The organism is Brevibacterium sediminis (assembly GCF_024895295.1).
Lineage (GTDB): Bacteria > Actinomycetota > Actinomycetes > Actinomycetales > Brevibacteriaceae > Brevibacterium > Brevibacterium sediminis.
In genome coordinates this window covers 595567-621848 of record NZ_JAHQRN010000001.1, presented here as the reverse complement: position 1 = coordinate 621848, position 26282 = coordinate 595567, and the positions used below count along the sequence as shown (strand labels likewise).

Annotated in this window: 21 protein-coding genes and 1 other RNA gene; 12 read left to right on the top strand and 10 right to left on the bottom strand. The window is 64.3% G+C overall.

Annotated elements, in window-relative coordinates:
- The first annotated feature begins 13 nt into the window (after positions 1-13).
- The gene (gene sucB / locus KTJ89_RS02885) at positions 14-1840 is read left to right on the top strand and encodes a 2-oxoglutarate dehydrogenase, E2 component, dihydrolipoamide succinyltransferase (protein WP_172169424.1); all 1827 of its coding nucleotides are present in this window, start codon (positions 14-16) and stop codon (positions 1838-1840) included.
- Between the two features lie 62 nt (positions 1841-1902).
- On the opposite strand, the gene KTJ89_RS02880 is transcribed toward sucB, so the two are convergent.
- Positions 1903-3318 (bottom strand): hypothetical protein, encoded by a 1416-nt coding sequence (locus tag KTJ89_RS02880; RefSeq protein WP_172169421.1) that lies wholly within the window; start codon positions 3316-3318, stop codon positions 1903-1905.
- Between the two features lie 158 nt (positions 3319-3476).
- Between KTJ89_RS02880 and lipB the strand changes: the two genes are divergently transcribed.
- From lipB to KTJ89_RS02865, 3 genes are all read left to right on the top strand, one after another.
- Positions 3477-4115 carry a lipoyl(octanoyl) transferase LipB gene (gene lipB, locus KTJ89_RS02875; protein WP_139467178.1) on the top strand — a complete coding sequence of 213 codons (639 nt, stop codon included), beginning with the start codon at positions 3477-3479 and terminating at the stop codon, positions 4113-4115.
- 10 nt (positions 4116-4125) lie between these two features.
- Positions 4126-5178: a lipoyl synthase gene (lipA, locus tag KTJ89_RS02870; RefSeq protein ID WP_092013963.1), complete on the top strand. Its 1053-nt coding sequence runs from the start codon at positions 4126-4128 to the stop codon at positions 5176-5178.
- Between the two features lie 63 nt (positions 5179-5241).
- The gene (locus KTJ89_RS02865) at positions 5242-5979 is read left to right on the top strand and encodes a DUF4191 domain-containing protein (RefSeq protein ID WP_139467176.1); all 738 of its coding nucleotides are present in this window, start codon (positions 5242-5244) and stop codon (positions 5977-5979) included.
- A 170-nt stretch (positions 5980-6149) separates the two neighbouring features.
- Here the strand turns inward: KTJ89_RS02865 and KTJ89_RS02860 are convergent, their stop codons facing one another.
- Positions 6150-6590, bottom strand: a complete 441-nt coding sequence (locus tag KTJ89_RS02860) for an RDD family protein (protein WP_172169418.1) — start codon at positions 6588-6590, stop codon at positions 6150-6152.
- Positions 6591-6733: 143 nt separating this feature from the next.
- Between KTJ89_RS02860 and glnA (KTJ89_RS02855) the strand changes: the two genes are divergently transcribed.
- Together glnA (KTJ89_RS02855) and KTJ89_RS02850 are read left to right on the top strand one after the other, a co-directional pair.
- Positions 6734-8158: a type I glutamate--ammonia ligase gene (glnA, locus tag KTJ89_RS02855; protein WP_101547431.1), complete on the top strand. Its 1425-nt coding sequence runs from the start codon at positions 6734-6736 to the stop codon at positions 8156-8158.
- Between the two features lie 150 nt (positions 8159-8308).
- Complete coding sequence (locus KTJ89_RS02850; protein ID WP_172169415.1) at positions 8309-9775, top strand: mycothione reductase; 1467 nt, start codon at positions 8309-8311, stop codon at positions 9773-9775.
- Positions 9776-9853: 78 nt separating this feature from the next.
- Here the strand turns inward: KTJ89_RS02850 and KTJ89_RS02845 are convergent, their stop codons facing one another.
- Genes KTJ89_RS02845 through KTJ89_RS02835 form a run of 3 tightly spaced genes read right to left on the bottom strand, consistent with a single transcriptional unit; the run spans position 9854 to position 14461 of the window.
- On the bottom strand, positions 9854-12895 hold the full coding sequence (locus KTJ89_RS02845) for a bifunctional [glutamine synthetase] adenylyltransferase/[glutamine synthetase]-adenylyl-L-tyrosine phosphorylase (protein ID WP_259356755.1): 3042 nt from the start codon (positions 12893-12895) through the stop codon (positions 9854-9856).
- A complete protein-coding gene (gene glnA, locus KTJ89_RS02840; RefSeq protein WP_062242448.1) occupies positions 12895-14253 on the bottom strand; it encodes a type I glutamate--ammonia ligase in 1359 nt (452 codons plus the stop codon). The genes KTJ89_RS02845 and glnA (KTJ89_RS02840) overlap by 1 nt, the downstream gene beginning before the upstream one ends.
- A gap of 4 nt (positions 14254-14257) precedes the next feature.
- The gene (locus KTJ89_RS02835) at positions 14258-14461 is read right to left on the bottom strand and encodes a hypothetical protein (protein WP_062242447.1); all 204 of its coding nucleotides are present in this window, start codon (positions 14459-14461) and stop codon (positions 14258-14260) included.
- Positions 14462-14780: 319 nt separating this feature from the next.
- Here KTJ89_RS02835 and ald point away from each other — a divergent pair, with 319 nt between their 5' ends.
- The gene (gene ald, locus KTJ89_RS02830; protein WP_039207730.1) at positions 14781-15899 is read left to right on the top strand and encodes an alanine dehydrogenase; all 1119 of its coding nucleotides are present in this window, start codon (positions 14781-14783) and stop codon (positions 15897-15899) included.
- A 77-nt stretch (positions 15900-15976) separates the two neighbouring features.
- On the opposite strand, the gene KTJ89_RS02825 is transcribed toward ald, so the two are convergent.
- The gene (locus KTJ89_RS02825; protein WP_172169412.1) at positions 15977-16702 is read right to left on the bottom strand and encodes a FadR/GntR family transcriptional regulator; all 726 of its coding nucleotides are present in this window, start codon (positions 16700-16702) and stop codon (positions 15977-15979) included.
- Positions 16703-16827: 125 nt separating this feature from the next.
- On the opposite strand from KTJ89_RS02825, the gene map reads away from it, so the two are divergent.
- Both map and ppgK read left to right on the top strand, forming a co-directional pair.
- A complete protein-coding gene (map, locus tag KTJ89_RS02820) occupies positions 16828-17736 on the top strand; it encodes a type I methionyl aminopeptidase (protein WP_139908003.1) in 909 nt (302 codons plus the stop codon).
- Position 17737: 1 nt separating this feature from the next.
- The gene (gene ppgK, locus KTJ89_RS02815) at positions 17738-18571 is read left to right on the top strand and encodes a polyphosphate--glucose phosphotransferase (RefSeq protein ID WP_139467169.1); all 834 of its coding nucleotides are present in this window, start codon (positions 17738-17740) and stop codon (positions 18569-18571) included.
- Between the two features lie 28 nt (positions 18572-18599).
- Here ppgK and rnpB read toward each other — a convergent pair.
- An RNA gene (rnpB, locus tag KTJ89_RS02810) (RNase P RNA component class A) lies at positions 18600-18968 on the bottom strand.
- 141 nt (positions 18969-19109) lie between these two features.
- Between rnpB and KTJ89_RS02805 the strand changes: the two genes are divergently transcribed.
- Positions 19110-19886 (top strand): YaaA family protein, encoded by a 777-nt coding sequence (locus KTJ89_RS02805; protein WP_172169409.1) that lies wholly within the window; start codon positions 19110-19112, stop codon positions 19884-19886.
- A gap of 57 nt (positions 19887-19943) precedes the next feature.
- Here the strand turns inward: KTJ89_RS02805 and KTJ89_RS02800 are convergent, their stop codons facing one another.
- The gene (locus KTJ89_RS02800) at positions 19944-20672 is read right to left on the bottom strand and encodes a zinc ribbon domain-containing protein (RefSeq protein WP_172169406.1); all 729 of its coding nucleotides are present in this window, start codon (positions 20670-20672) and stop codon (positions 19944-19946) included.
- A gap of 14 nt (positions 20673-20686) precedes the next feature.
- Positions 20687-21541, bottom strand: coding sequence for a Nif3-like dinuclear metal center hexameric protein (locus tag KTJ89_RS02795; RefSeq protein WP_172169403.1), 855 nt, complete (start codon positions 21539-21541; stop codon positions 20687-20689).
- Positions 21542-21670: 129 nt separating this feature from the next.
- Here KTJ89_RS02795 and KTJ89_RS02790 point away from each other — a divergent pair, with 129 nt between their 5' ends.
- A complete protein-coding gene (locus tag KTJ89_RS02790) occupies positions 21671-23212 on the top strand; it encodes a fatty acyl-CoA synthetase (protein ID WP_259356754.1) in 1542 nt (513 codons plus the stop codon).
- A 14-nt stretch (positions 23213-23226) separates the two neighbouring features.
- Here KTJ89_RS02790 and bioB read toward each other — a convergent pair whose 3' ends face one another.
- Complete coding sequence (bioB, locus tag KTJ89_RS02785; RefSeq protein ID WP_259356753.1) at positions 23227-24381, bottom strand: biotin synthase BioB; 1155 nt, start codon at positions 24379-24381, stop codon at positions 23227-23229.
- A gap of 260 nt (positions 24382-24641) precedes the next feature.
- Here bioB and KTJ89_RS02780 point away from each other — a divergent pair, with 260 nt between their 5' ends.
- Complete coding sequence (locus KTJ89_RS02780) at positions 24642-26108, top strand: uracil-xanthine permease family protein (protein WP_253903695.1); 1467 nt, start codon at positions 24642-24644, stop codon at positions 26106-26108.
- Positions 26109-26282 lie beyond the last annotated feature (174 nt).

Below are 26282 nucleotides of genomic sequence, written 5' to 3'. Positions count from 1 at the left end.
GAGACGAATACTCATGTCGAATTCCGTTCAGATGCCGGCTCTCGGAGAGTCGGTCACCGAGGGCACTGTCACTCGCTGGCTCAAGGAAGTGGGCGAAGAAGTCGAGGTAGACGAGCCGTTGCTCGAGGTGTCGACCGACAAGGTCGACACTGAGATCCCGAGCCCCTACGCAGGCACCCTCGAGAAGATCCTGGCCGAAGAAGATGACGTGGTCGAGGTCGGCGGCGACCTCGCCTACATCGGCGACGGCAGCGGCGCTTCAACCGACGACGAGGAACCTGCGGAGGAACCCGCCGAGGAGCCTGCAGAGGCCCCGGCCGAAGAAGCACCGGCGGCCGAAGAAGCACCCGCGGCCGAAGAGGCCCCGGCCGAGGATCCGAAACCTGCCGCTTCGGATTCCGGATCCTCCGAAGGCACCGAGATCACAATGCCCGCGCTCGGCGAATCCGTCACCGAGGGCACCGTGACCCGCTGGCTCAAGGAAGTCGGTGAAGAGGTCGAGGTCGACGAACCGCTCCTCGAGGTCTCCACCGACAAGGTCGACACCGAGGTCCCCTCCCCCGTTGCCGGAGTCGTTCAGGCTCACTTGGCGGAAGAGGACGATACCGTCGAGGTCGGCGCGCCTCTGGCTCGCATCGGTTCCGGTGCCCCGGCCGAATCCGCACCGGCTGAGGAAGCGCCCAAGGAAGAGGCCCCCGCCGAGGAAGCTCCGGAGCAGGAAGCCCCCGCCGAAGAGGCTCCGAAACAGGAAGCCCCCAAGGAGGAGGCAGCGAAGCAGGAATCGGCTCCCAAGCCGGCCGCGACCGCATCCGCACAGTCCGCCTCGGCCGCTCAGGCCGAAGAGCCGGTGGAAGCAGCTGCACAGGCACCTGCCGCCGCCGACACCGTCGGTGAGAACGCTGCCTACGTCACTCCCCTCGTGCGCCGTCTGGCCCGCGAGAAGGGTGTCGACCTCTCGCAGGTCTCCGGCACCGGAGTGGGCGGTCGCATCCGCAAGCAGGATGTCGAATCGGCCGCGAAGAACGGCCCTGCTGCCGCTCCCGCGGCACAGTCCGGCGCATCGGCCGGAGCTCCGAAGGCTCCGTTCAAGGTCGAGATCCCCGAGGAGGCTGCGAAGCTGCGCGGCACCACGGAGAAGGCTTCGCGTATCCGCCAGACCATCGCCAAGCGCATGAGCGAGTCACTCGATGTCTCCGCTCAGCTCACGCAGGTCATCGAAGTGGATATGTCTCGCGTCGTCAAGCTGCGCAAGGCCAATAAGGAGGCATTCCAGGCCAAGCACGGTTCGAAGCTGACCTACCTGCCGTTCTTCGCCAAGGCCATCGTCGAAGCGCTTCAGGTGCACCCGAAGGTCAACGCTCAGTACGATCTCGAGTTGCAGCAGATCACCTACTTCGATCACGAGCACCTGGCCGTTGCGGTCGATACCCCGCGCGGACTGCTCGTGCCCGTGATCAAGGATGCCGGTGACCTCAGCGTCGCAGGTCTGTCGAAGGCCATCGACGATGTCGCCGACCGGACCCGCAACAACAAGATCATGCCGGACGAGCTTTCGGGTGGTACCTTCACGGTGACCAACATCGGTTCCGTCGGGGCACTGTTCGACACGCCGATCATCAACCAGCCGCAGATGGGCATCATCGGCACGGGCGCGATCGTCCGCCGTCCCATCGCCGTGAAGACGGCCGACGGCGATGAGGCGATCGCCATCCGCGACATGGTGTACCTGCCGTTGACCTACAACCACCAGCTGGTCGACGGTGCGGATGCAGGACGATTCCTGCAGACCATCAAGGCACGTCTGGAAGAAGGCAACTTCGAGGCCGATCTCGACCTCTGAGCCTGACTCTCCGACACACCTGATCGAGGGGCCGACCATTCGTGGTCGGCCCCTCGGGCCATTCACCGCGTCGTCGCCTCCCGGACCTCCGCTACGAGCCATGTACCCTCGACTCTGTGCAGTTCGAACTCGACGGTCTGCTCGGCGAACTCCACCAGGGCGGCCCCGGTGCCTCCGCTCGACCGCATGAGCGCCGAGGCGACCACCCGGTCATCGTCGGCGGCGACGATCTCCACGTCCTCGACATCGATCGAATAGTCGGAGTCGGCATACGCCGAGGGATCGATGAGCTCATCGGCTGCTGCGGCGGCCGAGTCGGGCACAGTCAGTGCCTTCAGAGCCGCCTCGTCGCCATTGCTGAGAGCTGCTGCGCGTGACTCGCACAGTTCCTCGAGGACGGCGGACACGTCGTCTGCGCTCGGCGTCGACGTCGCTTCGGGCGGCCGGGTCGCCCCCTCGGCGGACGGCGCCTCTTCTCCGCTCACGGCCGCGGTGGACGACCATGAGGACCAGACGACGACTCCGCCCAGAACCGTCAGGCACACGGCGAGGCCGATGAGCAGGGTGCCGTGACCGAACACACGATGCAGGTCCACCGCCCGCAGGCGGGTCCACAGGGAGTCCACGGAGCCCAGCAGCGGTGCCATCCACTCCTTTCGGCCGCCTGCGCGTCGGCGATCACGTCTCGAGCGTCGCGAGCTCTTCGCCTCGGCGCGCAGCGGAGTCACTCCGCCTCCGCGCAGAGGCGGGGCCGGTGCGCTGTGCGTCGAACCGCTGTCCTCCTCGGATCGCCGGTGCGGTCTGAGTCCGGTTGCCACGCGCAGACGAGCCGTGAGGGCCGATTCCGGCGACGTTCCGCTCTCGGCAGGCACCATTGGAAGCGTAGCGGGACGGTCGAGTGTACGAAGGGAATCCGCCGCCTCGGCGAGGGCGGTGCCCAACCCGATTTCGGACGCCGCATCGTCCAGGAGGCCTGCGACGAGCGACCGCAGAGCCGACGATGACTCGGACAGAGCGAGGTCGACGGGAAGCAGCACCTCGGCCCACGGCCGCCCGTGGACGGCGTGATAGATCATCTCTCCCACGGCACGGCGCGGTGTCGTCGCAATGGGCGCCGAGACTCCGGGAATGAGGACCGGTCGACCGTGGGCGTCGAGGGAGAACGCGGACAGAGTGAGCCGATCCTCTGGTCGCGTGCACGTCGTGAGCTCCTCGATGATGCCCAGGAACAGGGTGCACAGCTCGGCCTCGGTCAGTCCCTGATAGGTGCGGATCACGTCGAGGACGAGACCACCGGGCGAAGCGGGGACGATGAGAAGGGAACGGGCGCCGGTCGGAAGAGCCACCTCGGTGAGGGCGAGAACACGGGGGTCGTCGGCATCGAAATCATTGTGCACGACGCCCCATGCACTGCGACCGTCGGAATCGACGACGCGATGGATATCATCCGCGATCGTTGCTTGGAACTCCCATGTCATGGTTCGTCATCTCCGTTGATGATGATCAGTCGCATTTAGTGTTGTTTAATGATGCTCGCCGATGTCGTTATGTGTCAAGGGCCACAGCCTCGGTGGAGGTCGCCAGATGTGATTGGAAACAAATTGAACACTGGGGTCAAGAGTCATAGTGTGGAGCCATGCCCCTGGCCACAGAAACGCTCGGGTTCGCCCCTGTCCTCTCGGACTATCGGCAGACTTGGGAATTGCAGAAGAGATACCACGACGAAGTGCTCGCCGGCGACCGTCGATCGACGATCCTACTCCTCGAGCATTCCCCGGTCTATACGGCCGGCAAGCGCACCGAGGACTTCGAACGACCGACCGACGGCACAGATGTCATCGACGTCGACCGCGGCGGGAAGATCACCTGGCACGGTCCCGGACAGCTGGTCGCCTACTGCATCTACAAGCTCAACGACCCCAAAGAGGTCCGACTCTTCGTGTCCCAACTCGAGGACGCGATGATCCGACTGCTCTCCGAATACGAGATCGAGGCGACCACGATCGAGGGCCGGGCCGGTGTCTGGCTGCGCGGCGACGAACTCCGTCGCGACCGCAAGATCGGTGCCATCGGCATCCGCATCCACGAAGGCGTGACGATGCACGGCCTGGCCCTGAACTGCAGCAACGACCTCGGCGCCTATGAGTCCATCATCCCGTGTGGGATCACAGACGCCGACACCACGTCCATCAGTGCTGAGCTCGGTCGGACCGTCACTCCCGAAGATGTGGCGCAGCGACTCGACGAAATCCTGCACGAGACCATCACCGCTTAGGAGAACTCAGATGACGATCGCACCAGAGGGCCGCCGCATGCTCCGCGTCGAAGCCCGCAACTCCGAGACTCCCATCGAGGACAAGCCGGCCTGGATCAAAGCGAAGGCCCATATCGGCCCCGAATACACCGCACTGAAGTCGCTCGTGCGCAAGCAGGAGCTGCACACGGTCTGCGAAGAGGCAGGCTGCCCGAACATCTTCGAATGCTGGGAAGATCGCGAAGCGACCTTCCTCATCGGCGGCGAACAGTGCACCCGGCGCTGTGACTTCTGCCAGATCGACACCGGCCGACCGGCTGAATTCGACGCTGACGAACCTCGCCGCGTGGCCGCCTCGGTGGCGGAGATGGGTCTGCGCTACTCGACGATCACCGGTGTGGCACGAGACGACCTCGAAGACGGCGGCGCCTGGCTCTATGCAGAGACCGTGCGCCAGATCCACGACCTCTCGTATGTCGACGGACGCGGCACCGGCGTGGAGCTGCTCATCCCCGATTTCAATGCCAAGCCGGATCAGCTCGCCGAGGTGTTCTCCTCCCGACCTGAAGTGCTCGCGCACAATGTTGAAACGGTTCCGCGCATCTTCAAGCGCATCCGTCCCGCATTCCGCTACGAACGATCGCTGTCGGTGATCACTCAGGCCCGCGAGGCCGGCCTGGTCACGAAATCGAACCTCATCCTCGGGATGGGTGAGACGAACGACGAGATCATCTCCGCACTGCAGGACCTCCACGATGCCGGCTGCGACCTCATCACCATCACGCAGTACCTGCGTCCCTCTCCTCGGCACCATCCCGTCACCCGGTGGGTCAAGCCCGCCGACTTCGTGATGCTGCGTGACGCTGCAGAGGAGATCGGCTTCCTCGGTGTCATGTCGGGTCCGCTCGTGCGTTCGTCGTACCGTGCCGGACGCCTGTGGGCCACCGCCATGCGCCGCCGCGGAGAGGAGATCCCCTCGCATCTGGCGCACCTGGACAAGCACACCCCCGCCAAGCAGGAGGCGCAGGCCGTTGTGGATACCTTCGGCCCCGGCGAAGAGGTAGACTTGACTGCTGAGCAATGAGCGTCGGCCTCCCCCTGATTACCGGAGGCGACGCCGCAACGCCCCTCAAGAGCAAGTGAGAGAATGAGCGAAGAACCGCGTAAGGGACTCTTCCGGCGCAAGCCAAAGGATCCGAACAAGAAGCCCGGCCGACTGGCGCAGATGCGTCAGGTCTACGAGCTGTCCGCCAAACACAACAAAGCGACTCCGTGGCTGCTGGCTGCGGCGATCCTCGGATGCACGCTCATCGGTCTGCTGATCGGTCTGCTCATCGGCGGCACCACCGCGATCTTCACGACGATCCTCGGCTTCATGGTCGGTCTGCTGTTGGGCATGTTCATGCTCGGCCGCTTCGCCGAGACCGCCGCTTTCGCTCAGATGGACGGACAGCCCGGAGCCTTCGGCGCTGTTCTCAACACGGCCCGCCGCGGATACCTGATGGATGAGAAGCCCATCGCCGTCGATCCGAAGAGCCGCGACCTCGTGTTCCGATCGACCGGTCGCGCCGGCGTCGTGCTGCTGAGCGAAGGTCCGAAGGGACGCAGCGCGAAGCTGCTGGCCAAGGAGAAGAAGCGCCACGAGCGCATCCTCCCCAATGTTCCGGTCCACACCTTCCAGGGTGGCAAGGAAGAGGGCCAGCTCGCGATGAAGCAGGTCGTCCCGGCCGTGCAGAAGCTGCCGCGCAAGCTCAACCGCGCCGAGGTCCTGGCCGTGCGCAATCGTCTGGCTGCTCTCGGGACGCAGGGCACGCGCCCGCCGATCCCGAAGGGCATCGACCCGAACAAGGCCCGCCCGAACCACAAGGCGATGCGCGGACGCTGACCCGCGTCCCCTCCGCCGAAACCCCTCGGCCGAGGCGAAAGAAAGCGGCGCCGACTCAACGAGAGTCGGCGCCGCTTCCCATTCCCCGTGTATTCCCCTCTTACTACCTGACGGCGGCCCAGCAACCTCGCGCGAGGTTGCTGGGCCGCCGTCAGGTAGTAATTGGGAGGTCAGCGGCGGAGGATGACGGTTCCTGCCGCAAGGTCGTGGACTCCGCGGTTGTCGCGGTTGAAGATGAGCGCCGGAATGACGAGCACGACGAGAACGGCGCGGATGAGCGACTTGATCAGTCCCGGCACGTGGCCGTCGAGGCGCCGGACTTCGATGCCGAAGAGACGATGGCCAACCGAATACCCGAGAGTTCCCACGAGCACGAAATTCTCGAGGGCGAAGAACGCGGGCGCGAGGATCGGATTCGCCGGATCGATGAGATTGGCGATCGCCAGACACATCAGCCAGTCGACGAGCAGGGCGAGGATTCGCTTCCACGCCGGGGCCAGAGAATGCGAGCCGTTGACAGGCAGACCCAGCCGCTTTCCGGGCCAGTCGTCTTCTTCCCTGTCGAACCGGGGTCCTTCGAGCCAGGAACCAAGGTCGTCACGATTGATCACTCCCCCAGCCTACGAAATCCGGCCTGAGTGGATCCTCAGGAAACATGCCCGAAACATGGTCGACATCACCACTTCATTCTTCGGCGACTAAGATTGACCGTGGTCAGGACAAACGGCCACCGTACACGAACTAGGAGACCTAAGTGTTCTCGTCTGCTGAAGAACTCGTCAACTACATATCGGACAATGACGTCAAATTCGTCGATGTCCGGTTCTGCGACCTGCCCGGTGTGGTCCAGCACTTCAATCTCCCCGCCGCCTCATACGGCACCGAGGAGATCACCGAAGGTCTGCTCTTCGACGGGTCCTCCATCACAGGCTTCCAAGGCATCCACGAATCCGATATGAAACTGCTGGCCGATGTCACCTCCGCGTACATCGACCCCTTCCGTGAGGCCAAGACGCTGGTCGTCACGCACTCGATCGTCGATCCGTTCACCGATGAGCCCTACTCCCGCGATCCCCGGCAGGTCGCGGCCAAGGCCGAGGCCTACCTCGAATCCACTGGGATCGCCGACACTGTCTTCTTCGGCGCCGAGGCCGAGTTCTACCTCTTCGACTCCATCCGCTACGAGAACACTCCCGGTGGCAGCTTCTACAAGATCGGCTCACAGGAAGCTGCGTGGAACACCGGCTCTGATGAGGTCGGCGGAAACCAGGGCTACAAGACCCCGTTCAAGGGCGGCTACTTCCCGGTCTCGCCGCAGGATCAGTACGCAGATGTCCGTGACAAGATGTCGCTGACGCTCGAGGAGATCGGCTTCGAGATGGAGCGGGCGCACCATGAGGTCGGCACCGCCGGTCAGCAGGAGATCAACTACAAGTTCAAGACGCTCCAGCACGCAGGCGATCAGCTGCTCGACTTCAAGTACGTGATCAAGAACACCGCTTTCGAGCTCGGCAAGTCCGCGACCTTCATGCCCAAGCCGCTCTTCGACGACAACGGCTCCGGCATGCACTGCCACCAGTCGCTGTGGAAGAACGGCGAGCCGCTGTTCTACGACGAGAACGGCTACGGCGGGCTCTCCGACCTGGCTCGCTGGTACATCGGCGGACTCATCGAGCACGCCGGCGCGGTGCTGGCGTTCACGAACCCGACTATCAACTCCTACCGCCGCCTGGTGCCCGGCTATGAGGCTCCGGTCAACCTCGTCTACTCCGCGCGCAACCGTTCTGCCGCGATCCGCATTCCGGTGACCGGATCCTCGCCGAAGGCCAAACGGCTCGAGTTCCGCGTTCCGGACCCCTCGTCGAACCCCTACCTCGCCTTCTCGGCCCAGCTCATGGCCGGGCTCGACGGTATCCGCAACCGCATCGAACCGCCGGAGCCCATCGACAAGGACCTCTACGAGCTCCCACCCGAGGAGGCCAAGGACATCAAGCTCGTCCCCGGCACCCTCGACGAGGCGCTCAACGAGCTCGAGAAGGACCACGACTTCCTCACCGCCGGCGATGTGTTCACTCCCGACCTCATCGAGACGTGGATCCGCATCAAGCGTGAGAACGAACTCGATGTTGCTCGTCTGCGTCCGACACCGACCGAGTTCGAGCTCTACTACGCACTCTGACCTCGATCGGCGGTCGATTCCAGCTGAACTGAGATCCCGCCGCCGGGTGGAATAGAGTGAGGGCGTCACGGGTTATCACCCGTGGCGCCCTTTCGGCTCTGCGGCCGTCGACGCGGCCGGTCGGATCACGCACCATCGGAGGGATGGACTTTGACGCATTATGACCTGCTGCTCATCGGCACCGGATCGGGAAACATGTTCCTCGACAAGCGGTTCGCCGGACTGAAGACCGCCATCGCCGAGGAATGGCACTTCGGCGGTACCTGCCTCAACGTCGGGTGCATCCCGACGAAGATGTTCGTCTACCCCGCCACCCTCGCCGAGCAGGCCACCGAGGCCGACCGCTACAACCTCACCCCGACCCACCCGAAAGTGGATTGGGCCGGACTCCAGGACCGCATCTTCTCCCGCATCGACGCGATCGAATCCGGAGGACGCGAGTACCGCAGCAGCGACCGCCAGCCCAATATCACCGTTGTCGCTGAACATGTTCACTTCACCGGGCAGAAGACCGTGCGCACCGCCTCCGGTGAGGAGATCACCGCCGAACGCATCGTCATCGCCGCCGGCGCCCACCCGATCATCCCCGACATCGCCGGGCTCGACACAGCCCGCATCGACTCCGACGGCTACCCGGTGTTCACATCGAACACGGTGATGCGCCGCGCCGCACAGCCGAAGCGAGTGGTCATCATCGGCTCCGGGATCATCGCCATGGAATTCGCCCACGTCTTCGCCGCCCTCGGCACCGAGGTGACCGTCCTCGCCCGCGGCCCCCGCCTCCTGGGCAATATCGACGAGGAGGCCGCCGACGAGTTCACTCGCATCTTCGACTCCTCCCACACCGTCCTCCACGGTGCTCAGTCCAAGCAGATCGACATCGCCGACGGTGAAGTCACATTGACCCTCGAACCCAGCGGCCGCCTCGCCGAGGCGGACCTGCCGGAGACGATCACCGCCGACGGAGTGCTCGTGGCCACGGGAAGGGTTCCCAACACCGCCGAGCTCGACGTCGAGGCCGCCGGTTTCGACGTCACCGACGGCAACCGCCTGTCCGTGGACGAGCACCAAAGAGTCCTCTCGGGCGGTCAGCCCGTTCCCGGAGTATTCGCTCTCGGAGACATCTCCTCACCCCATCAGCTCAAACACGTCGCCAACCACGAAGCGAAGATCGTCGGCCGCAATCTGGCCGCAGACGTTGCCGCAGGGTCGCCCGGCAGTGCTCGGGCGAACGACCTCGCCGCAGTCAATCACCATGCCGTTCCCGGTGCCGTCTTCTCCTCCCCACAGGTCGCCTATGTGGGCATGACCGAAGCAGAGGCCATTGATGCCGGACACGACGTCACGATCAAGGTGCAGAAGTTCTCCGATGTCGCCTACGGTTGGGCGATGGCCGATGATCCGGGAATCGTGAAGATCATCGCCGATCGCAGCACCAGGCGCATCCTCGGCGCTCATATCGTCGGTCACGAAGCCTCGATGCTCATTCAACCGCTCATCCAGGCCATGGCCTTCAGCCAGAAAGCCGACGAGGTGGCAACCGGCCAGTACTGGATCCACCCCGCCCTGCCCGAGGTGGTCGAAAACGCCCTGCTCGGACTCGAATTCGACGACTGAGCACATCCACCGACCACCGATTCGGCCGATGACCGGGAGCGGCAGATCGCACGTAGGCGGACTGCCGCACCTGGAGAATCAGAAGTCGTAGAAGCGGTGTTCCATCACTGAACGTGCGTGCCTGGTGGTGCGCAGATAGTCGTCTTCGAGGTCATGGCCCGCCCCTGCCGGATAACCGAGCAGGCGGGCTGTGGCCTCGAGCTCGGTATGATCGGCCGGCAGCGACTCGGCGGTGCGCCCACGGAAGAGCATCACGGCCGAACGCACATCGGTGGCCAGCTGCCAGGCAGCGGCCAGCTGTTCGGCATCCTCGGTCGGCAGCAGACCCCCGTCAGCGGCCACGTCGAGGGCCGTCAGCGTCGAGGTCGTGCGCAGCCCTTCCACCTGATGCCCGTGCTGGAGCTGCAGAAGCTGAACGGTCCATTCGACATCGGAGAGGCTTCCCCGGCCGAGCTTGAGATGTCGTCGCTTATCGGCATTGCGCGGCAGTCGCTCGTCTTCCATCCGCGCCTTGAGAGTGCGCACCTGCGTCAGTGCCTTCTGCGGCATCTCCGAGGGATAGCGCAGCGGATCGATGAGCGCCAGGTAGTCGGCGATGAGGCCGTCATCGCCTGCCACCGGCCTGGCCCGCAGCAGCGCCTGCGCCTCCCACGGTTGGGACCACTTTGCGTAATAGGCCTGGTAAGACGAGAAGCTGCGCACCAAGGGGCCGTTCTTGCCCTCCGGACGCAGATCAGCATCGAGATCGACCCCTTGAGCGCCTTCGCTGGCCTTGAGGCGAGTCGACAGCTGGAGGGCCACCTTCGTCACGTGCTTGCTCAGCCTTCCGCGCGCCTCGGCGTCGAGGTCGTCTGACACGGGACGGTAGACGAACATCGCATCGGCGTCCGAGAAGTAGCCGATCTCCCGTCCGCCCCACCGGCCCATGGCGATGATTGCGAATTCGTAGTCCGGGGTCTCGGACCCGTCGAGGTCTGCTCGCACCGCCTGCAGGGCACCTCTGACCGCCAGGTCCATGAGGTCGGAGAGATCACCGGGTATGGCGACTCGGTCCCCGACCCCGAGGACGTCGCGCAACGCGATCCGCAGAAGTTCACGACTGTAGGTCTCACGGATCGGAGTGACCGCCTCGGCGCCATGGCGCTTGAGCAGTCCATCGACCTCAGCATTGAGAATTTCCAGGTCACGGGCCTTAAGGTTCTCATGGCGGTCCAACCAGGCGACAGCGGCGGGCTGGCGCAGCAGAAGTTCCGTCGCATATCCGGACAGGGAGAGCACTTCGGCCACAGATTTGGCCGCCAGACCGGAGTCGCGGAGCATCTTGAGGAACCAGCCGGAGGAGGACAGCGATTCGCTCAGCCGGCGGAAGGCCAGCAGTGCTCGGTCGGGCTCGACTCCATCGGAGAACCAATCGAGCAGGGCCGGAAGCACCTGCTTGATGACCATGGCAGTGCGTGACATACCAGTCGTCAGCGCCTTGATATGGCCCAAAGCTCCTTGTGGGTCCACGTATCCGAACGCCTGAAGACGGTCGGCGGCAGCCTGCAGGCTCGACCCGCGCTTCTGTGCATCGACGACGGCGCCGTGGACGCCGACAGCCGCCTCGAGGATGGGCCGATAGAAGATCTGTTCGTGGAGGCGGGTGACCTGTTTGGCATAGTCGCGGCGGGCCTCTTCGAGGCGATCCCCGGTCCGAGATCCGGACCGGAAGACGGAACGGGCCAACGACCGAAGTTTGGCCTCATCATCGGGGATGAGCGCATTGCGCATCATCCTCGGGATCTGCACTCGGTGTTCGACGACACGCATGAACCGGTATGCAGTGGAGAAGACAGAGGCGTCCTGCTGCCCGATATAGCCATGTTCTCCGAGTTCACCGAGGGCGACGAGCGTATTCGGGGTGCGGATGTCCTCATCATTGCGTCCATGGACGAGCTGGAGCATCTGTGCGGAGAACTCGACATCACGCAAACCGCCGCGACCCAGTTTGATCTGACGCGGGGCTTCGACCGCCGGGATGAGGTCGACGACGCGCCGACGCATCGCACGGATCCCGTCGATGAAGCCGGGACGGCTGGCCGCCTGCCAGACCAAGGGCAGGAGTGACTGGGAGAACGCCTCCCCCACTTCGACATCGCCGGCCACCGGTCGGGCCTTGAGGAGGGCCTGGAATTCCCAGTTCTCCGCGATATCGGCGTAATAGTGCTCGAACTCCGACAGCGTACGCACGAGCGCTCCGGCTTTGCCTTCGGGGCGCAGCGCCGTATCGACTTCCCACAGTGCAGGCTCACCACCGGCATCGGAGAGGATGCCGCGCATGCGTTGGGCGAGGTCGGTGGCCAGGCTCCTGGCCCCTTCGGTCTCGGCGGAATCGAGAACGAAGACGACATCGACATCGGAGACGTAGTTGAGTTCTCGTGCTCCGGTCTTACCCAAGGCGATGACCGCCAGACGGATGTCGGCCGCCTCGTCGAGTTCGGCTCGTGCAATGGCCAGCGCCGCGTCGAGGGCAGCGGCGGCCAGGTCGGAAAGGACTGCCATGACATGGTCGACGATTTCGTCCGGAGACTCCGCCGACAGATCATCGGCGACGAGGCGAAGCACCGCATCCCGGTAGTTCCTTCGCAGCGCCTTGACCCCGTCATCTCCGGTCACAGTCGCGCGCGGAGCCGGGTCCTCGGGGTCCGCACCGAGGACCGTGAGCATCTCTGCTCGCAGGGACACCGCCGAGGCGGCAGGCGTGGAGATCAGCAGGAACGGGTCGGGAACGAGCAGCAGCGGCAGGGAGTCGGGATGCCGGACCAGATGGTCGACCATCGCCTCCGAGGTGCCGACGACCGCGAGGAGCCGGGCCAGGAGGGGGCGGTTGAGTTCGTCCTCGGCCAGCTCGCTCTTCGATCCGGTCCGCACTGCGTCCAGCAGGGCCGCGGAACCCTCCCCCGGGGCCTCGATCACGCGCAGCAGACCCAGCGCCGCTCCATGCGGATCCGGGGTTGCCATGAGGAGATCAACGAACCGCGAGTCAGTGGCCAGAGGGACACCGAGGAGCTCATCGAGCTCATGGAGGAACCGAGAGGTGGCCTCCGGGACGCTGGTCGTGCGTGAGGTGATAGCGGCCATCACATCGAGGTGAAGTGCTTCGCGAGCTCATATGGAGTCACCTGCGCGCGGTAATCGGTCCATTCCTGCCGTTTGTTGCGCAGAAAGAAGTCGAACACCTCTTCGCCCAGGGTCTCGGCGACGAGATCCGATCCCTCCATCAGCTCCAGGGCATGTGACAGACTGCGCGGCAGCGCTTCGATCCCCATCGCCCGACGTTCGGTGGAAGAGAGCAGCCAGACGTTGTCCTCGGCCTCTTCGGGCAGTTCGTAGCCCTCTTCGATCCCCTTGAGTCCCGCTGCGAGCATAAGCGCATACGACAGGTACGGGTTGGCCGAGGAGTCCAGAGCACGGTACTCGACGCGGGCGGATGAGGACTTTCCGGAGTTGTACTGCGGGACCCGCACGAGAGCAGAACGGTTGCGGTGGCCCCAGGAGATGTACGACGGAGCTTCATGGCCGGTCCAGAGGCGTTTATAGGAGTTCACGTGCTGGTTGGTCACTGCCGAGATCTCGGCGGCGTGGGTGAGCAGTCCGGCGATGAACTGTCGGCCGGTCTTCGACAGCTGATATTCGGCCCCCGGTTCGAAGAAGGCATTGTTCTCGCCCTCGAACAGGGAGACGTGCGTGTGCATCCCATTGCCCGGGTGATCGGCCATCGGCTTGGGCATGAACGAAGCGTAGACGCCTTGGGAGATCGCGACCTCTTTGATGACCGACCGAAACGTCATGACGTTGTCGGCCATTGTCAGCGCGTCGGCGTAGCGCAAGTCGATCTCGTTCTGACCGGGCCCGGCCTCATGATGGGAGAACTCCACGGACAGCCCCATCGCTTCGAGCATGGTGACAGCTTCGCGGCGGAAATCATTGGCCGTTCCCCCGTTGACATGGTCGAAGTAGCCGGCCGTGTCGACGGGCATCGGCGCTGTGCCGTCGCTGATCCCGGACACAGGGTCGAGATTGTCGGTCTTGAAGAGGTAGAACTCGATCTCAGGATGCACATAGAAGGTGAAGCCGCGCTCGGCGGCTTTGGCCAGAGTGCGTTTGAGGACGTTGCGCGGATCGGCCGGCGCCGGCTCTCCCCCGGGCACGTGGATATCGCAGAACATCCTCCCGGTGGGCTCGGTCTCCCCGCGCCAGGGCAGCAGAGAGAACGTCGAGGGGTCGGGCTTGAGCACCATATCGGCCTCGAACACGCGGGACAGCCCTTCGACTGCCGAGCCGTCGAATCCGATGCCTTCGGAGAAGGCGCCTTCGAGTTCGGCGGGGACGATGGCCACGGACTTCAGTTGTCCCAGGACATCAGTGAACCAGAGTCGGATGAACCGCACTTCACGATCCTCGACGGTCCTGAGAACGAATTCCTCCTGACGCGACATCTATTCAGCCGTTCCACTTCTCGTCGTCTTCGTCCCACTGCTGATTGCGTTCACGTGCCTTCTCCAGGGCGGCGCGAGCGACTTCCTCGGTCTCGTAGGGCCCCATGCGGTGGGTCCAGTCGCTGACCAGGCCCTTTTCCACGGTGTTCGTCTCGAGGTTGAAGTAGTACTTCGAGTTCGGGTCGTCGATATCTTCGTAGAGTCCCATGGCGAGCCTTCTCTCCTCTGCGGGGTTCTGCATTGACGCTTTCAGCTTACCGTTTCAAGTCGCGAACTGACGGAATGTGTCGCTTATGCGTTGGAAGCGCTCTATCTGCATCTTTGGTGCAGTCTGAGCCCGACTGGAATCATGTTTTCCGCGTTATCTGGCACCCAGACGCACTGATTTCGCATCATTGGTGACGAAAACAGATTTAAAGGTTTGCTCTCCAAACCTTCTAAGGAATAGAGTTGACACCATCGACGACCGACGGAGAAGTCGGTCGCCTCCGCCCCTGCGGCACACGATCAGGAGAGAAGGACACACCATGCGCATTTCAGTGCCCACCGAGGTCAAGAACAATGAGTTCCGAGTCGCCATCACCGCTGCCGGCGTCCATGAACTCGTCGCCCACGGCCATGAGGTCACCGTGCAGGCAGGAGCCGGCGAGGGCTCCTTCATCGCCGATGCCGAATACGAGGCAGCAGGCGCGAAGATCGCCCCCGACGCCGCCACCACATGGGCAGCCGGCGACCTCGTGCTCAAGGTCAAGGAGCCGATCGCCCAGGAGTACGGCTTCCTGCGCAAGGATCTCGTCCTGTTCACCTACCTCCACCTCGCCGCGGATGAGGCGCTCACCACTGCTCTCATGGAGGCCGGCACCACCGCCATCGCCTATGAGACCGTCCAGCCCGACGGCGGCGGACTTCCGCTGCTGGCTCCGATGAGCGAGATCGCCGGACGCCTGTCGACTCAGGTCGGCGCTCACAGCCTGCTCAAAGCCAACGGCGGCCGCGGGATCCTGTTGTCCGGAGTCCCCGGTGTCGAGCGCGCGAATGTCGTCGTCATCGGTGCCGGTGTGGCCGGGACGAATGCCGCCCGGATGGCTCTGGGCCTCGGAGCGACCGTCGAGGTCATCGACATCAACATTCCGCGTCTGCGGCAGATCGATGAGACCTTCGCCGGTGCCATCGGCACGAAAGTGTCGAATAAGTACGAGATCACGAAGTCTCTGGCCACAGCCGACCTCGTCATCGGTTCGGTGCTCATCCCGGGCAAGAAGGCGCCGAAGCTCGTCACCGATGAGATGGTCGCTGGGATGAAGCCGGGATCGGTGCTCGTCGATATCGCCATCGACCAGGGCGGCTGCTTCGAGAATTCTCGTCCGACGACTCACGACGATCCGACGTTCACCGTCCATAACTCGGTCTACTACTGCGTGGCGAACATGCCGGGTGCGGTGCCGAACACAGCCACGGCGGCGCTGACGAATGCGACTCTGCCCTTTGCTGTGAAGATCGCCGACCAGGGGTGGCACAAGGCACTGTCGAACGATTCTGCGCTGGCCCGTGGTCTCAACATCCACAATGGGCACGTCACGAACGACAACGTCGCAGAGGCATTCGGCTTCGAAGCAGTGTCCGTGGCCCACGCCCTAGCCAACTGAAGAACCCCTATTACTACCTGACGGCGGCCCAGCAACCTCGCGCGAGGTTGCTGGGCCGCCGTCAGGTAGTAATTGGGTTAGGGGCGGGGGACGATAGTCGTGTACCTGAAGTGCTCCTCGCAGAGTCTTCCCGCAGCTTCTGCGTCTCCGGCAGCGATCGCCTCGACTATCGCGGCGTGGTCGTCCACGGCGTGATCGAAGAGCTCGGCCGAGAACGGGTCGTGACGGAAACCGGCGTTGATCTTCGTATCGAGGTCGATGGCCATGCGCACGAGTTCCGGGTTGTGACCGGCACGGGCGATGGCGAAGTGGAACTGCGCGTCCGCGGTGCGCGCGGCGGCCGCTTCGGCGCGTTGGGAATAGACTTCGGCCAGTTCGCGGAGCTCTCTCAGCTCCTCCTCGGTACGTCGCAGGGCCGCGGTCGCCGCCAGCGAATTCTGGAAGACGGCGCGGGCGTCAAGCAGGTTCCGCCTCTCGGCATGGAACTCGTCGATTCTGCCGGCCATGGGAGCCAGCGCCTCGGGGCGGGCCGTCTTGACGAACGTCCCTCCCCCGCGGCCGCGGCGGCGCTCAACGACTCCCAGACGCTCTAACCGCAGCAGGGCTGCGCGCACGCTCGAGCGGGACACCTGCAGATCCGCGGCCAACGTCCGTTCGCCCGGCAGCAGGGTGCCTTCCGGCAGCGCTCCGACGGCGATTCCGGAGAGGATGTGGTCCGCGATCTGCTGCGGTGCGCTCGTCAGGCTCACCACTTCGCCCAGTCCAGCGAACTCGTGGCCCGCCGATGTCGTGTCGTCGCTCAATCTGCCTCCCGCTTCCTTGGCACGGCTGCTTCCGATTCTAGACTCCACCGGGCCCGCACCGCGGCATCGACAGGCGACCGGGCGGCGGGACAAAGCCGCGTTTCCAGCATAGGATCGACACCATCATGACTGTTCACACTCGCCTGCTCACGCCCGGCACCATTTCGCCCGAACGCGGTGTGCCGAAGGACATCCCCCGCCCGGAGTACGTCGGTCGCGCCGACGCCGATGAAGGCCGGGGAAACAATTTCTACAGCCCCGAAGAAGTCGAGGTGGTGCGGGCGGCCGGTCGGATCGCGGCCAATGCCCTGGCCGCCGTCGGCGAGATGATCGTCCCCGGCATCACCACCGATGACATCGACAGGGTGGCGCACGAGTTCATGTGCGATCACGGAGCGTACCCGTCGACGTTGGGCTATCGGGGCTTCCCGAAATCCGTGTGCACCTCCGTCAACGAGGTGATCTGCCACGGCATCCCCGATTCGACCGTCATTGAGGACGGCGACATCGTCAATGTCGACATCACCGCCTACTACCAGGGCATGCACGGAGATACGAACTACACATTCACCGCCGGAGACGTCGATGAGGAGTCCCGTCTCCTCATCGAACGCACCTATGAGTCGATGATGCGTGGGATCAAAGCGGTCAAACCGGGACGTCAGATCAACGTCGTCGGACGAGTGATCGAGAAGTACGCGAAGCGCTTCGACTACGGAGTCGTGCGCGACTACAGCGGGCACGGAGTCGGCCGCGAATTCCATTCCGGGCTCATCATCCCGCACTATGACGCGGCTCCCGCCCATGCGGAGACGATGGAACCGGGAATGATCTTCACGATCGAGCCGATGCTCAACCTCGGCACGATCGACTGGGACGTCTGGGACGATTCCTGGACCGTGGTGACGAAGGACCGCAAGCGCTCCGCTCAGTTCGAGCACACACTAGTGGTGACCGAGTCCGGTGCCGATATCCTGACTCTGCCCGATGCCGACACCGCGATTGCCGCCGGACCCGCACACGAGGAGAGCTGATATGAGCGCGGAGACCTCCCCACGCTTTGCGATCGGCATCGACATCGGCGGCACCGGGATCAAAGCGGCACTCGTCGACACGGTGACGGGCAAGCTGCCGTTCAAGCGGCTGCGCGAGCTCACACCGAAGCCGAGCACCCCGGTTGCCGTGGCTGCGACGATCGCCACGCTGTTGGATGCACTGAGCGAACATGCCGTCGAACTCGAACTCGTCGCCGACCGTGCCGCGATCGACTCCCTGCCTGTCGGCTGCGGCTTCCCCGGAGTGATCCGCGAAGGACTCGTCGAGTACACGGCGAACCTCGACCAGAGTTGGATCGGTTCGCCCATCTCCGACATCATCGGCGAGAGCACGGGCCGCACCGTGTACTTCCTCAACGATGCCGATGCCGCCGGACTGGCCGAGATGACCTTCGGTGCCGGGCGCAAACACCGGAAGAAGACGGTGCTGCTGACGACGCTGGGCACGGGAATCGGAACCGCCCTGTTCACTCACGGCCGGATGGTTCCCTACACAGAACTCGGCCATATCGAGATGAACGGCGCCGATGCCGAGACGCAGGCCGCGGAATCGGTCAGGACCCGGCTGGGACTGACCTATCCGGAGTGGGCGGCTCGGCTGCAACAGTACTATTCGCAGATCGAACTGCTGGTCGCTCCGGATGTCATCATCGTCGGCGGCGGAGTCTCGAAGTCCCATGACCAGTTCCTGCCGCTCATCGAGACGCGGGCGAAACTCAAGCCGGCGAAGCTGTACAACAACGCCGGAATCGTGGGAGCAGCGATGATCGCAGTCAACGGCGGTAAGGCGAAGGTGCGTCGCAGTCCGTCCTGAAAGACGCGCCGCAGCTGAGGATGTGGGAGAGGACAGGCCACCGATAAGCCGGGTTCTGTCGACGAGTCGGTTGCCCTTCTCGCCTGACGGTCATCTATCTGGGACCGATGTTGCCACCGGCCTCAAGCAATCCACCCGACGACTCGGCGAGCAGCCTCGAACGTCGTCTGTCTGATCTTGCTCCGGATGGGGTTTACCCAGCAGCGACGGTCACCCGCCGCCCTGGTGGTCTCTTACACCACCGTTTCACCCTTACCCAGTCGGAACTGGGCGGTCTGCTTTCTGTTGCACTGGCCCGCGGGTCGCCCCGGGTGGGTGTTACCCACCATCCCTGCTCTGTGGAGCCCGGACGTTCCTCAGCCCTCGTGAAGAGAGCCGCGACCGTCTGGTGACCTGTCCTCAAGCAACCCAGTGTAGTCGCTCAGCAATGCCCCCACGCACACAGCACCCGCACGCGGCGGAGACCGGACATCGAACGTGATCAACCTCATCCGCACCCGGTCCCAGCCGCGTCACTGCGTGATCATACGATGGGGTGGTGAAGATCCTGCTGCCGCCCTCCGAGGGCAAGACTCCGTCGCCGACCGGTCCCACGCTCGATCTCGACGGTCTCTCGGCTCCGGAACTCACCACCAAGCGCAAGCGTGTGCTCGCTGCGCTGAAGAAGGTCTCGAAGCGTCGAGATGCCCTCGAGAAGCTCGGCGTCGGCGCGTCACTCGCCGCGGACGTCGAACGGAACACCGTCCTCGATGAGATCCCCTGCGCCCCCGCGCTGCTCACCTATTCCGGTGTGCTCTATGAGGCGATGGGCGCCAGTGAGCTGGTGGCGCAGTCGACCGATAACGAGAAGCTGCGGGACCGCCTCCACGACGTCCACGTATTCTCCGCCCTGTTCGGCCGGGTGCACGGACTCGACGAGATCCCCGCTTACCGACTGGCGATGAAGACCGATCTGGGGACCCTGGGAAAGCTGACATCCTATTGGAAGCCGGTTCTGGCGAAGTCCTGCTCCCTCGACCCCGCCGAGGTGGCCCTCGACTGCCGCTCGAGCGATTACCGGTCCGTGTGGCCGGGTCCCACCGATCAGGTCGTCACCATGGGTGCCGTGTCCGTGAGCGGCGGGAAACGTCGCGTCGTCTCCCACTGGGCGAAATTCTACCGAGGTGAGTTCGCCGGTCGGCTGCTGTCCGATGATCGGGCCCTGCCGGAGACCGCTGAAGACCTTGTGTCCCGGGCCGAGGAGTTCTATGAGGTCGAGTTCACAGGCTCGACGAACTCGAAGCCGGCCAACCTCATGATCGTCCTCCGCGACTGAGACGCGCGTCGACAACGACCCAGTCCTGCAGATTCGACGAGGTCAGTCGAGACGGAATCAACTGCGACGCAGCAGCACCGCCTCGCATTCTTCGCATTCATAGGTTTCGTTGACATCGGCGCCGAGCATTCCGTGCCAGACTGCTCCGCCGATCTCCTGTCCGCACGCCTGACAGTTCGGTCCGTTGAGCAGGGCGGCCCCGGGACCGCCCTGGCGGACATTGGCATCGAACGTCGTGAGCAGCTGCTCCGGCAGCTCGCTCCTCGCGCCCAACGCCGCGGACTCGTTCTCGGCGATGAGCTCCCGCAGTTCGGCCTTCCTGTCCTTCACCGCGGTCTGCACCTCTTTACCGGAGGCCGTGACCTCGGCGATTCGGTCATCGACTGCCGCGAGTTCGTCTTCAGCGGCTTCGAGCTTCTCCATCTCCTCCAGCTGCGATTCTTCGAGTTCGGCGACCCGAGCTTCGTGACCGGCGATCTCCTCTTGCAGATTCACCATGTCTCTGCTGGTCAGACCGGTGCCGTCGTTGAGCTCGGCGGTCTTCTTCTCGATCTTCGATCGCTGTGCTTCGATGAGTCCGGTGGCTTCGGCGATGGCGTCCTGATGGCCGTCGACGACAGCGGCGGCTTCGGTCCGCTTCTCTCCGAGCTCCTTGTGGCGGGAGATGAGCTCCTGCAGCTCCTCCGCCCGTTTCGGGTTGTCATGCTCGAACTGCAGGGCGCGCCCGTGGGCAGTGAGTTCGATGAGGGTCTGCAGCGCGGTTCTCTGGCTGTCGGTGATGAGCATCGTCGGTCTCCTTGTCAGTACCGTTCGACCCAGGGGTCGGTGTTGACTGCCGAATGCTGCAGCGAGACAGTGAACCCGCGCCGCGCGAATTCGGTCTCGAGAGCCTCGGCCGCCGCACTCAGCCAGACTGTCTCGGACGCCCAGTGGGAGACGTCGATGAGCGAGAGTCCGCTCTCTCGACGATTCGCCGCATCAAGCGCCTCGGTGGCCGGGTGATGGCGGAGGTCAGCCGTCACGTAGACGTCGGCGCCGCTGGCCCTGACCTCGTCGAACAGCGAGTCGCCGGCGCCGCCGCAGACCGCGACACGGGTCGCTGTCGCAGCGGGGTCGCCGGCGATGCGCACACCGGTCGTGGTGCGCGGCAGCTGCGCAGCCAGTAGCCTGGCAAGGTCCCGGACCGGTGTGGGCCGGTCGAGGTCGCCGACGCGGCCGATTCCGGTCGGCAGCGAGCCGCGTCCCGAATCATCAGCCTCGGCATGCGGGGACAGTGGCTGCGCGCCCTCGATGCCCAGGAGTGAGATGAGCACATCGGAGACTCCGCCGCGGGCCGAATCAGCGTTCGTGTGCGCATTGAACAGCGCAATATCGCTGCTGATGAGAGTGTGGACGGCTCCGCCCTTCAAAGTTGCGGCGTTCACCGACTTCACGGGTTTGAGCATGAGCGGATGATGGTTGAACACCAGGTCTGCGCCGAGAACGACGGCCTCGGCGATCACGGCGTCCATCGGATCGAGAGCCAAGAGGATCGACTGGACCTCGGCGTCGGGGTCGCCGACGGCCAGGCCCACGGAATCCCAGGGCTCGGCCAAGGCCGGTGGCCACAGTGAGTCGAACACCTCTACGCAGTCACTCACCTTCGGATGTCTCATGTCCCCCACACTATTACATCGGGACCGGGGCACATCGTCGGCGCCGTGGGATCGAGGACCATGCAGCAGACGAAGTAGAGATCGACGGACGATTTTCGGCGAAAGTGATTTCGCTCATATATTTGGATCATGACATCTACACACATCTCCCCCGAATCACCCGTCATCAGAAACTCGTCCACGGTCTCGGACCTCATCCGACGCAGCGCCGGCCGCTTCCCCACCGACACGGCCCTCGAATTCGGCGACCGAACCTGGACCTATGCAGAACTTGACTCTGCCGTGACCGCTGTGGCCCGCGAACTCGTCCGCCTCGGTGTGACGAAGGGCGACCGTGTCGCCGCCTATGGGAAGAACTCCGACCTCTTCGTCCTCCTCTATCTCGGCTGCGCCCGTGCCGGGTTCATCCACGTGCCTGTCAACTATCAGCTGAAGAACGACGAACTCGACTACATCCTCAGCAATTCCGGCGCCGAGATCGTCTTCTCCGACTCCGACCTCATGTCCGCAGTCACCTCAACCCCGACCGGAGGCGAGGCGCAGGTGATCGACTTCGCCGATCTCGTTCCGGTCGCCACCGCGGAGGAGATCGCCCCAGCCGACAGCACAGAGTTCTCCGTCGACGACACGGACGTGGCACAGCTGCTCTACACCTCCGGCACCACCTCGGCGCCGAAAGGTGCGGTGATGACCCATCGCGCCCTTCTGCACGAGTACCTGTCGTCCCTCATGTCCCTCGACTTCGCTGCGACAGATCGCGCCGTCCACGCCCTGCCCCTCTATCACTCTGCGCAGATGCACGTCTTCCTGCTGCCGCTTCTGTCGATCGGCGCGCACAACATCATCGTCCCAGCACCTGTGCCCGAGCAGCTGCTCGCCGTCTTCGAGGAACGGGAGATCAATTCGTTCTTCGCCGCCCCCACCGTCTGGGTGGCGCTGGCCAACAGCCCGGACCTGGAAACCCGCAACCTCGACAGCCTCCACAAGGCCTACTACGGTGCTTCGATCATGCCCGGACCGATCCTCGAGCGCCTGCGCCAGCGGCTTCCGCAGCTGGGCTTCTACAACTGCTTCGGCCAGTCGGAGCTCGGCCCGTTGTGCACTGTGCTGCGCCCCGAAGAGCATGACGCTCATCCGGGTTCGGCCGGACGCCCGGTCATGTTCGTCGAGACCCGCGTCGTCGACGCCGACGGTGACGACGTCGGCCCCGGCGAGGAGGGCGAGATCCTCTACCGGTCGCCGCAGCTGTGCGAAGGCTATTGGAACCGGCCGGAAGCCACCGCCGAGGCGTTCGACAACGGCTGGTTCCATTCCGGGGACCTCGTCAAGGTCGACGAGGACGGTTTCGTCGAGGTCGTCGACCGGGTCAAGGACGTCATCAACACGGGTGGCGTGCTGGTCGCCAGCCGCCAGGTCGAGGACGCCGTCTTCGAACTGCCCCAGGTCGCCGAGGTGGCTGTGGTCGGGATCGCCGATGAGAAGTGGATCGAGGCGGTGGCCGCCTTCGTCGTCCTCAAGGACGGCCAGCCGCCGTTGTCGGCCGAAGAAGTCATCGGTCACGTCAAGTCCCGCTTGGCCGGGTTCAAGGTGCCGAAGCGGGTGGAGTTCGTTGCCGAACTGCCGAAGAACTCGGCCGGGAAGATCCTCAAGCGCAGCCTGCGCCAAGCCTGACGGCATGCGGCCGCTCAGGCGTTGGCGACTTCAGCGGTGCCTGCACCGCGCCTGCGGATGACGGGATCGGTGTGGGCGACCGCCTCGGCGGGGGTCTGCCGGTCGGAACAGCAGCCGGCTTCCGCACCGCAGCACCCAACGGATTCTTCCGTCCGGGCCTCCTCGTCCTCCTGGCCGAGGATAGTGAATCCGTTGTCTCGGATCATGGCGAGGTCGTCGGCTGCGGCTTGGCCCTCGGCGGTGAGGTAGTCGCCGAGGAAGATCGAGTTGGCCAGCTGCAGCGCCATCGGCTGGAGGGATTTGAGGTGGATCTCGCGACCGCCGGCCAGCCGGATCTCCCGGTCGGGGCAGACGAAGCGGGCTGTCGCGACGATCTTCATGCACTGCATGGGTGTGAGGTTCCACTGTCCTTCGAGCGGTGTTCCGTCGAACGGGACGAGGAAGTTGATCGGGATCGACTCGGAGCCGAGGGCCTTGAGCGCGAACAGCGCTTCGACGATCTGTTCGTCGCTTTCGCCGAGCCCGACGATGAGGCCGCTGCAGGGTGAGAGTCCCGCCGCTTTGGCGTGTTCGACGGTATTCGTCCGGTCCTCGTAGGTGTGGGTCTTGACGATATTGTCGTGGAAGGATTCCGCGGTGTTGATGTTGTGGTTGTAGGCATCGGCGCCGGCTTCCTTGAGCGCCTCAGCCTGACCTTCCTTGAGGAGGCCCAGACACGCACACACCTCGACTTCGGGATTCTCGTCTTTGAGGCGTTCGACGATCTCACCGACGCGGCCCACGTCGCGACGGCTCGGCCCACGACCGCTGGCGACGAGGCAGACGCGGGATGCCCCTCCGCCGATGCCCATGCTCGCCTGTTCCATGGCCTCGTCGGTGCTCAGCCACGAGTATTTGAGGATCTCGGCCTTCGACCCCAGTGACTGTGAGCAGTAGGTGCAGCTTTCCGGGCACATTCCCGATTTGAGGTTGACGAGATAGTTCAACTTGATCGTCATGCCGAAGTGCTCTCGGCGGAGTCGCGATCCGGCATGGACGAGACCGAACAGCTCCTCATCCGGCGTAGCCAGGAGCGTGAGCGCGTCGGCTTCGGTGGCCGCTCCCCCGTTGAGGATGGACTCGGCGAGTTGGCCGGGGTTCACGTTCTGGTCAGGGTTCACAGTCGTCATCGATTGGTCCTTTGTCTCCGTGCGATTGAACAAGGTCAGAATCGGTCGAGTTCAGATCTCCTGAACACTGTTCAATAGGCTATCAGAATGCTGATCCCGCCTTCCGGAGCAGGGTCCTCAGACACACCGGCCATACCGCTTCGTCAGCCGTCGAGTCGGCGTGCCGGTGAGCTGGAGCATAGAATTCTTTCGCCGGCCCGGAGCACTGCCCGACCGCCGGCCAACGACCCAGTACAGGGAAGAACGGAACGAGGAACACAATGGCGGAGTCGGCACCCACGGACACCCACAAAGGAACAGGCAATCGCCGCGGCTGGCGTCTGCACGGAAACGGGCGGACGATCGCTCCCGGTGAGAGGGTTCTGCCGGAAGAGCGTCTGAGCTGGCCGCGGACCATCAGCATCGGCGCACAGCACGTCGTGGCGATGTTCGGCGCGACGTTCCTCGTGCCCCTTCTCACCGGGTTCCCACCGTCGACGACGCTGTTCTTCACCGCCATCGGCACGTTGCTGTTCCTGCTCATCACGAAGGGGATGATGCCCTCCTACCTCGGTTCGTCGTTCGGACTGCTCGCCCCGATCGGAGCGGTCACGGGGTTCTCGGCCACGGCCGGAGAGGACCTCGAACCTCATGCCATGGCTTTGGCTCAAGGTGGAATCATCTCGGTGGGAGTCACCTTGGCGCTCGTCGGGCTCGTGGTCCATTTCGTCGGCGTCCGATGGATCGAGGTGACAATGCCCCCAGTGGTGACCGGGGCCATTGTGGCCCTCATCGGCCTCAACCTGGCCCCGGCCGCCTGGGATTGGGTCAAGGCCGCTCCCCTGACCGCCGTGATCACGATCGTCGCGATCCTGCTGACCACGGTGCTCTTCCGCGGGATGCTCGGCCGACTCTCGATCCTCATCGGCGTCCTGGTCGGCTATGGTGCGGCATGGCTGCAGGGTGAGCTCGACTTCTCCACCGTCTCGAAAGCCGACTGGGTGGGATTGCCCGCGTTCCATGCACCGGCGTTCGATCTCGGCTACCTCGGCCTGTTCCTACCCGTCGTCCTCGTCCTCATCGCCGAGAACATCGGCCATGTGAAATCGGTCGCCGCAATGACCGGCCGCGACCTCGATCACCTGACGGGCCGGACGCTCTTCGCCGACGGGTTCTCCACCATCCTCGCCGGATCCGGCGGCGGTTCCGGAACGACGACCTATGCCGAGAACATCGGCGTCATGGCAGCCACGCGCATCTTCTCCACTGCCGCCTACCTGTGCGCGGCGTTCATCGCCCTCGTCCTCAGCATGCTGCCGAAGTTCGGCGAGATCATCGCGACGATCCCTCCCGGAGTCCTCGGCGGAGCGGCGACCGTGCTCTACGGAATGATCGGCATGCTCGGCGTGCGCATCTGGGTGGAGAACAAGGTCGACTTCTCCAACCCGATCAATCTCAACACTGCCGCGGTCGCGCTCATCGTCGCCATCGCGAACTTCACCTGGACCCCGGGCGGACTGCAGTTCGAAGGCATCGCCCTGGGCACCGCCTCGGCGATCATCATCTATCAGGTGATGAAGGCCATCGCCCGGTGGCGGGGCACCGACTCTGACCTCGTGACAGAGAACTTCGCCGAGGCGGCCCACCGAACCGATGCGCCGCAGGCTCCACGACGGGGCCGGGCGACCCACCCGTTCGCTTCCGACGCGACGGACGGCTCCTCCCAAGAGCCGGGCTCACCCGCCTGAGCACGAGTTGAGGCGATGGGGCGCACTGCTGTTTCGAGCAGTGCGCCCCATCGCCTTTGTGCATTTAGCATCGAGTTCTGGACCAGTCATCGGGGTCAAACTCGATCATCTGGTCAGAACTCGATTGGTCCTGCGCCACGGCGAGAACGCACCGCACCACTTTCGGTGCGGCCG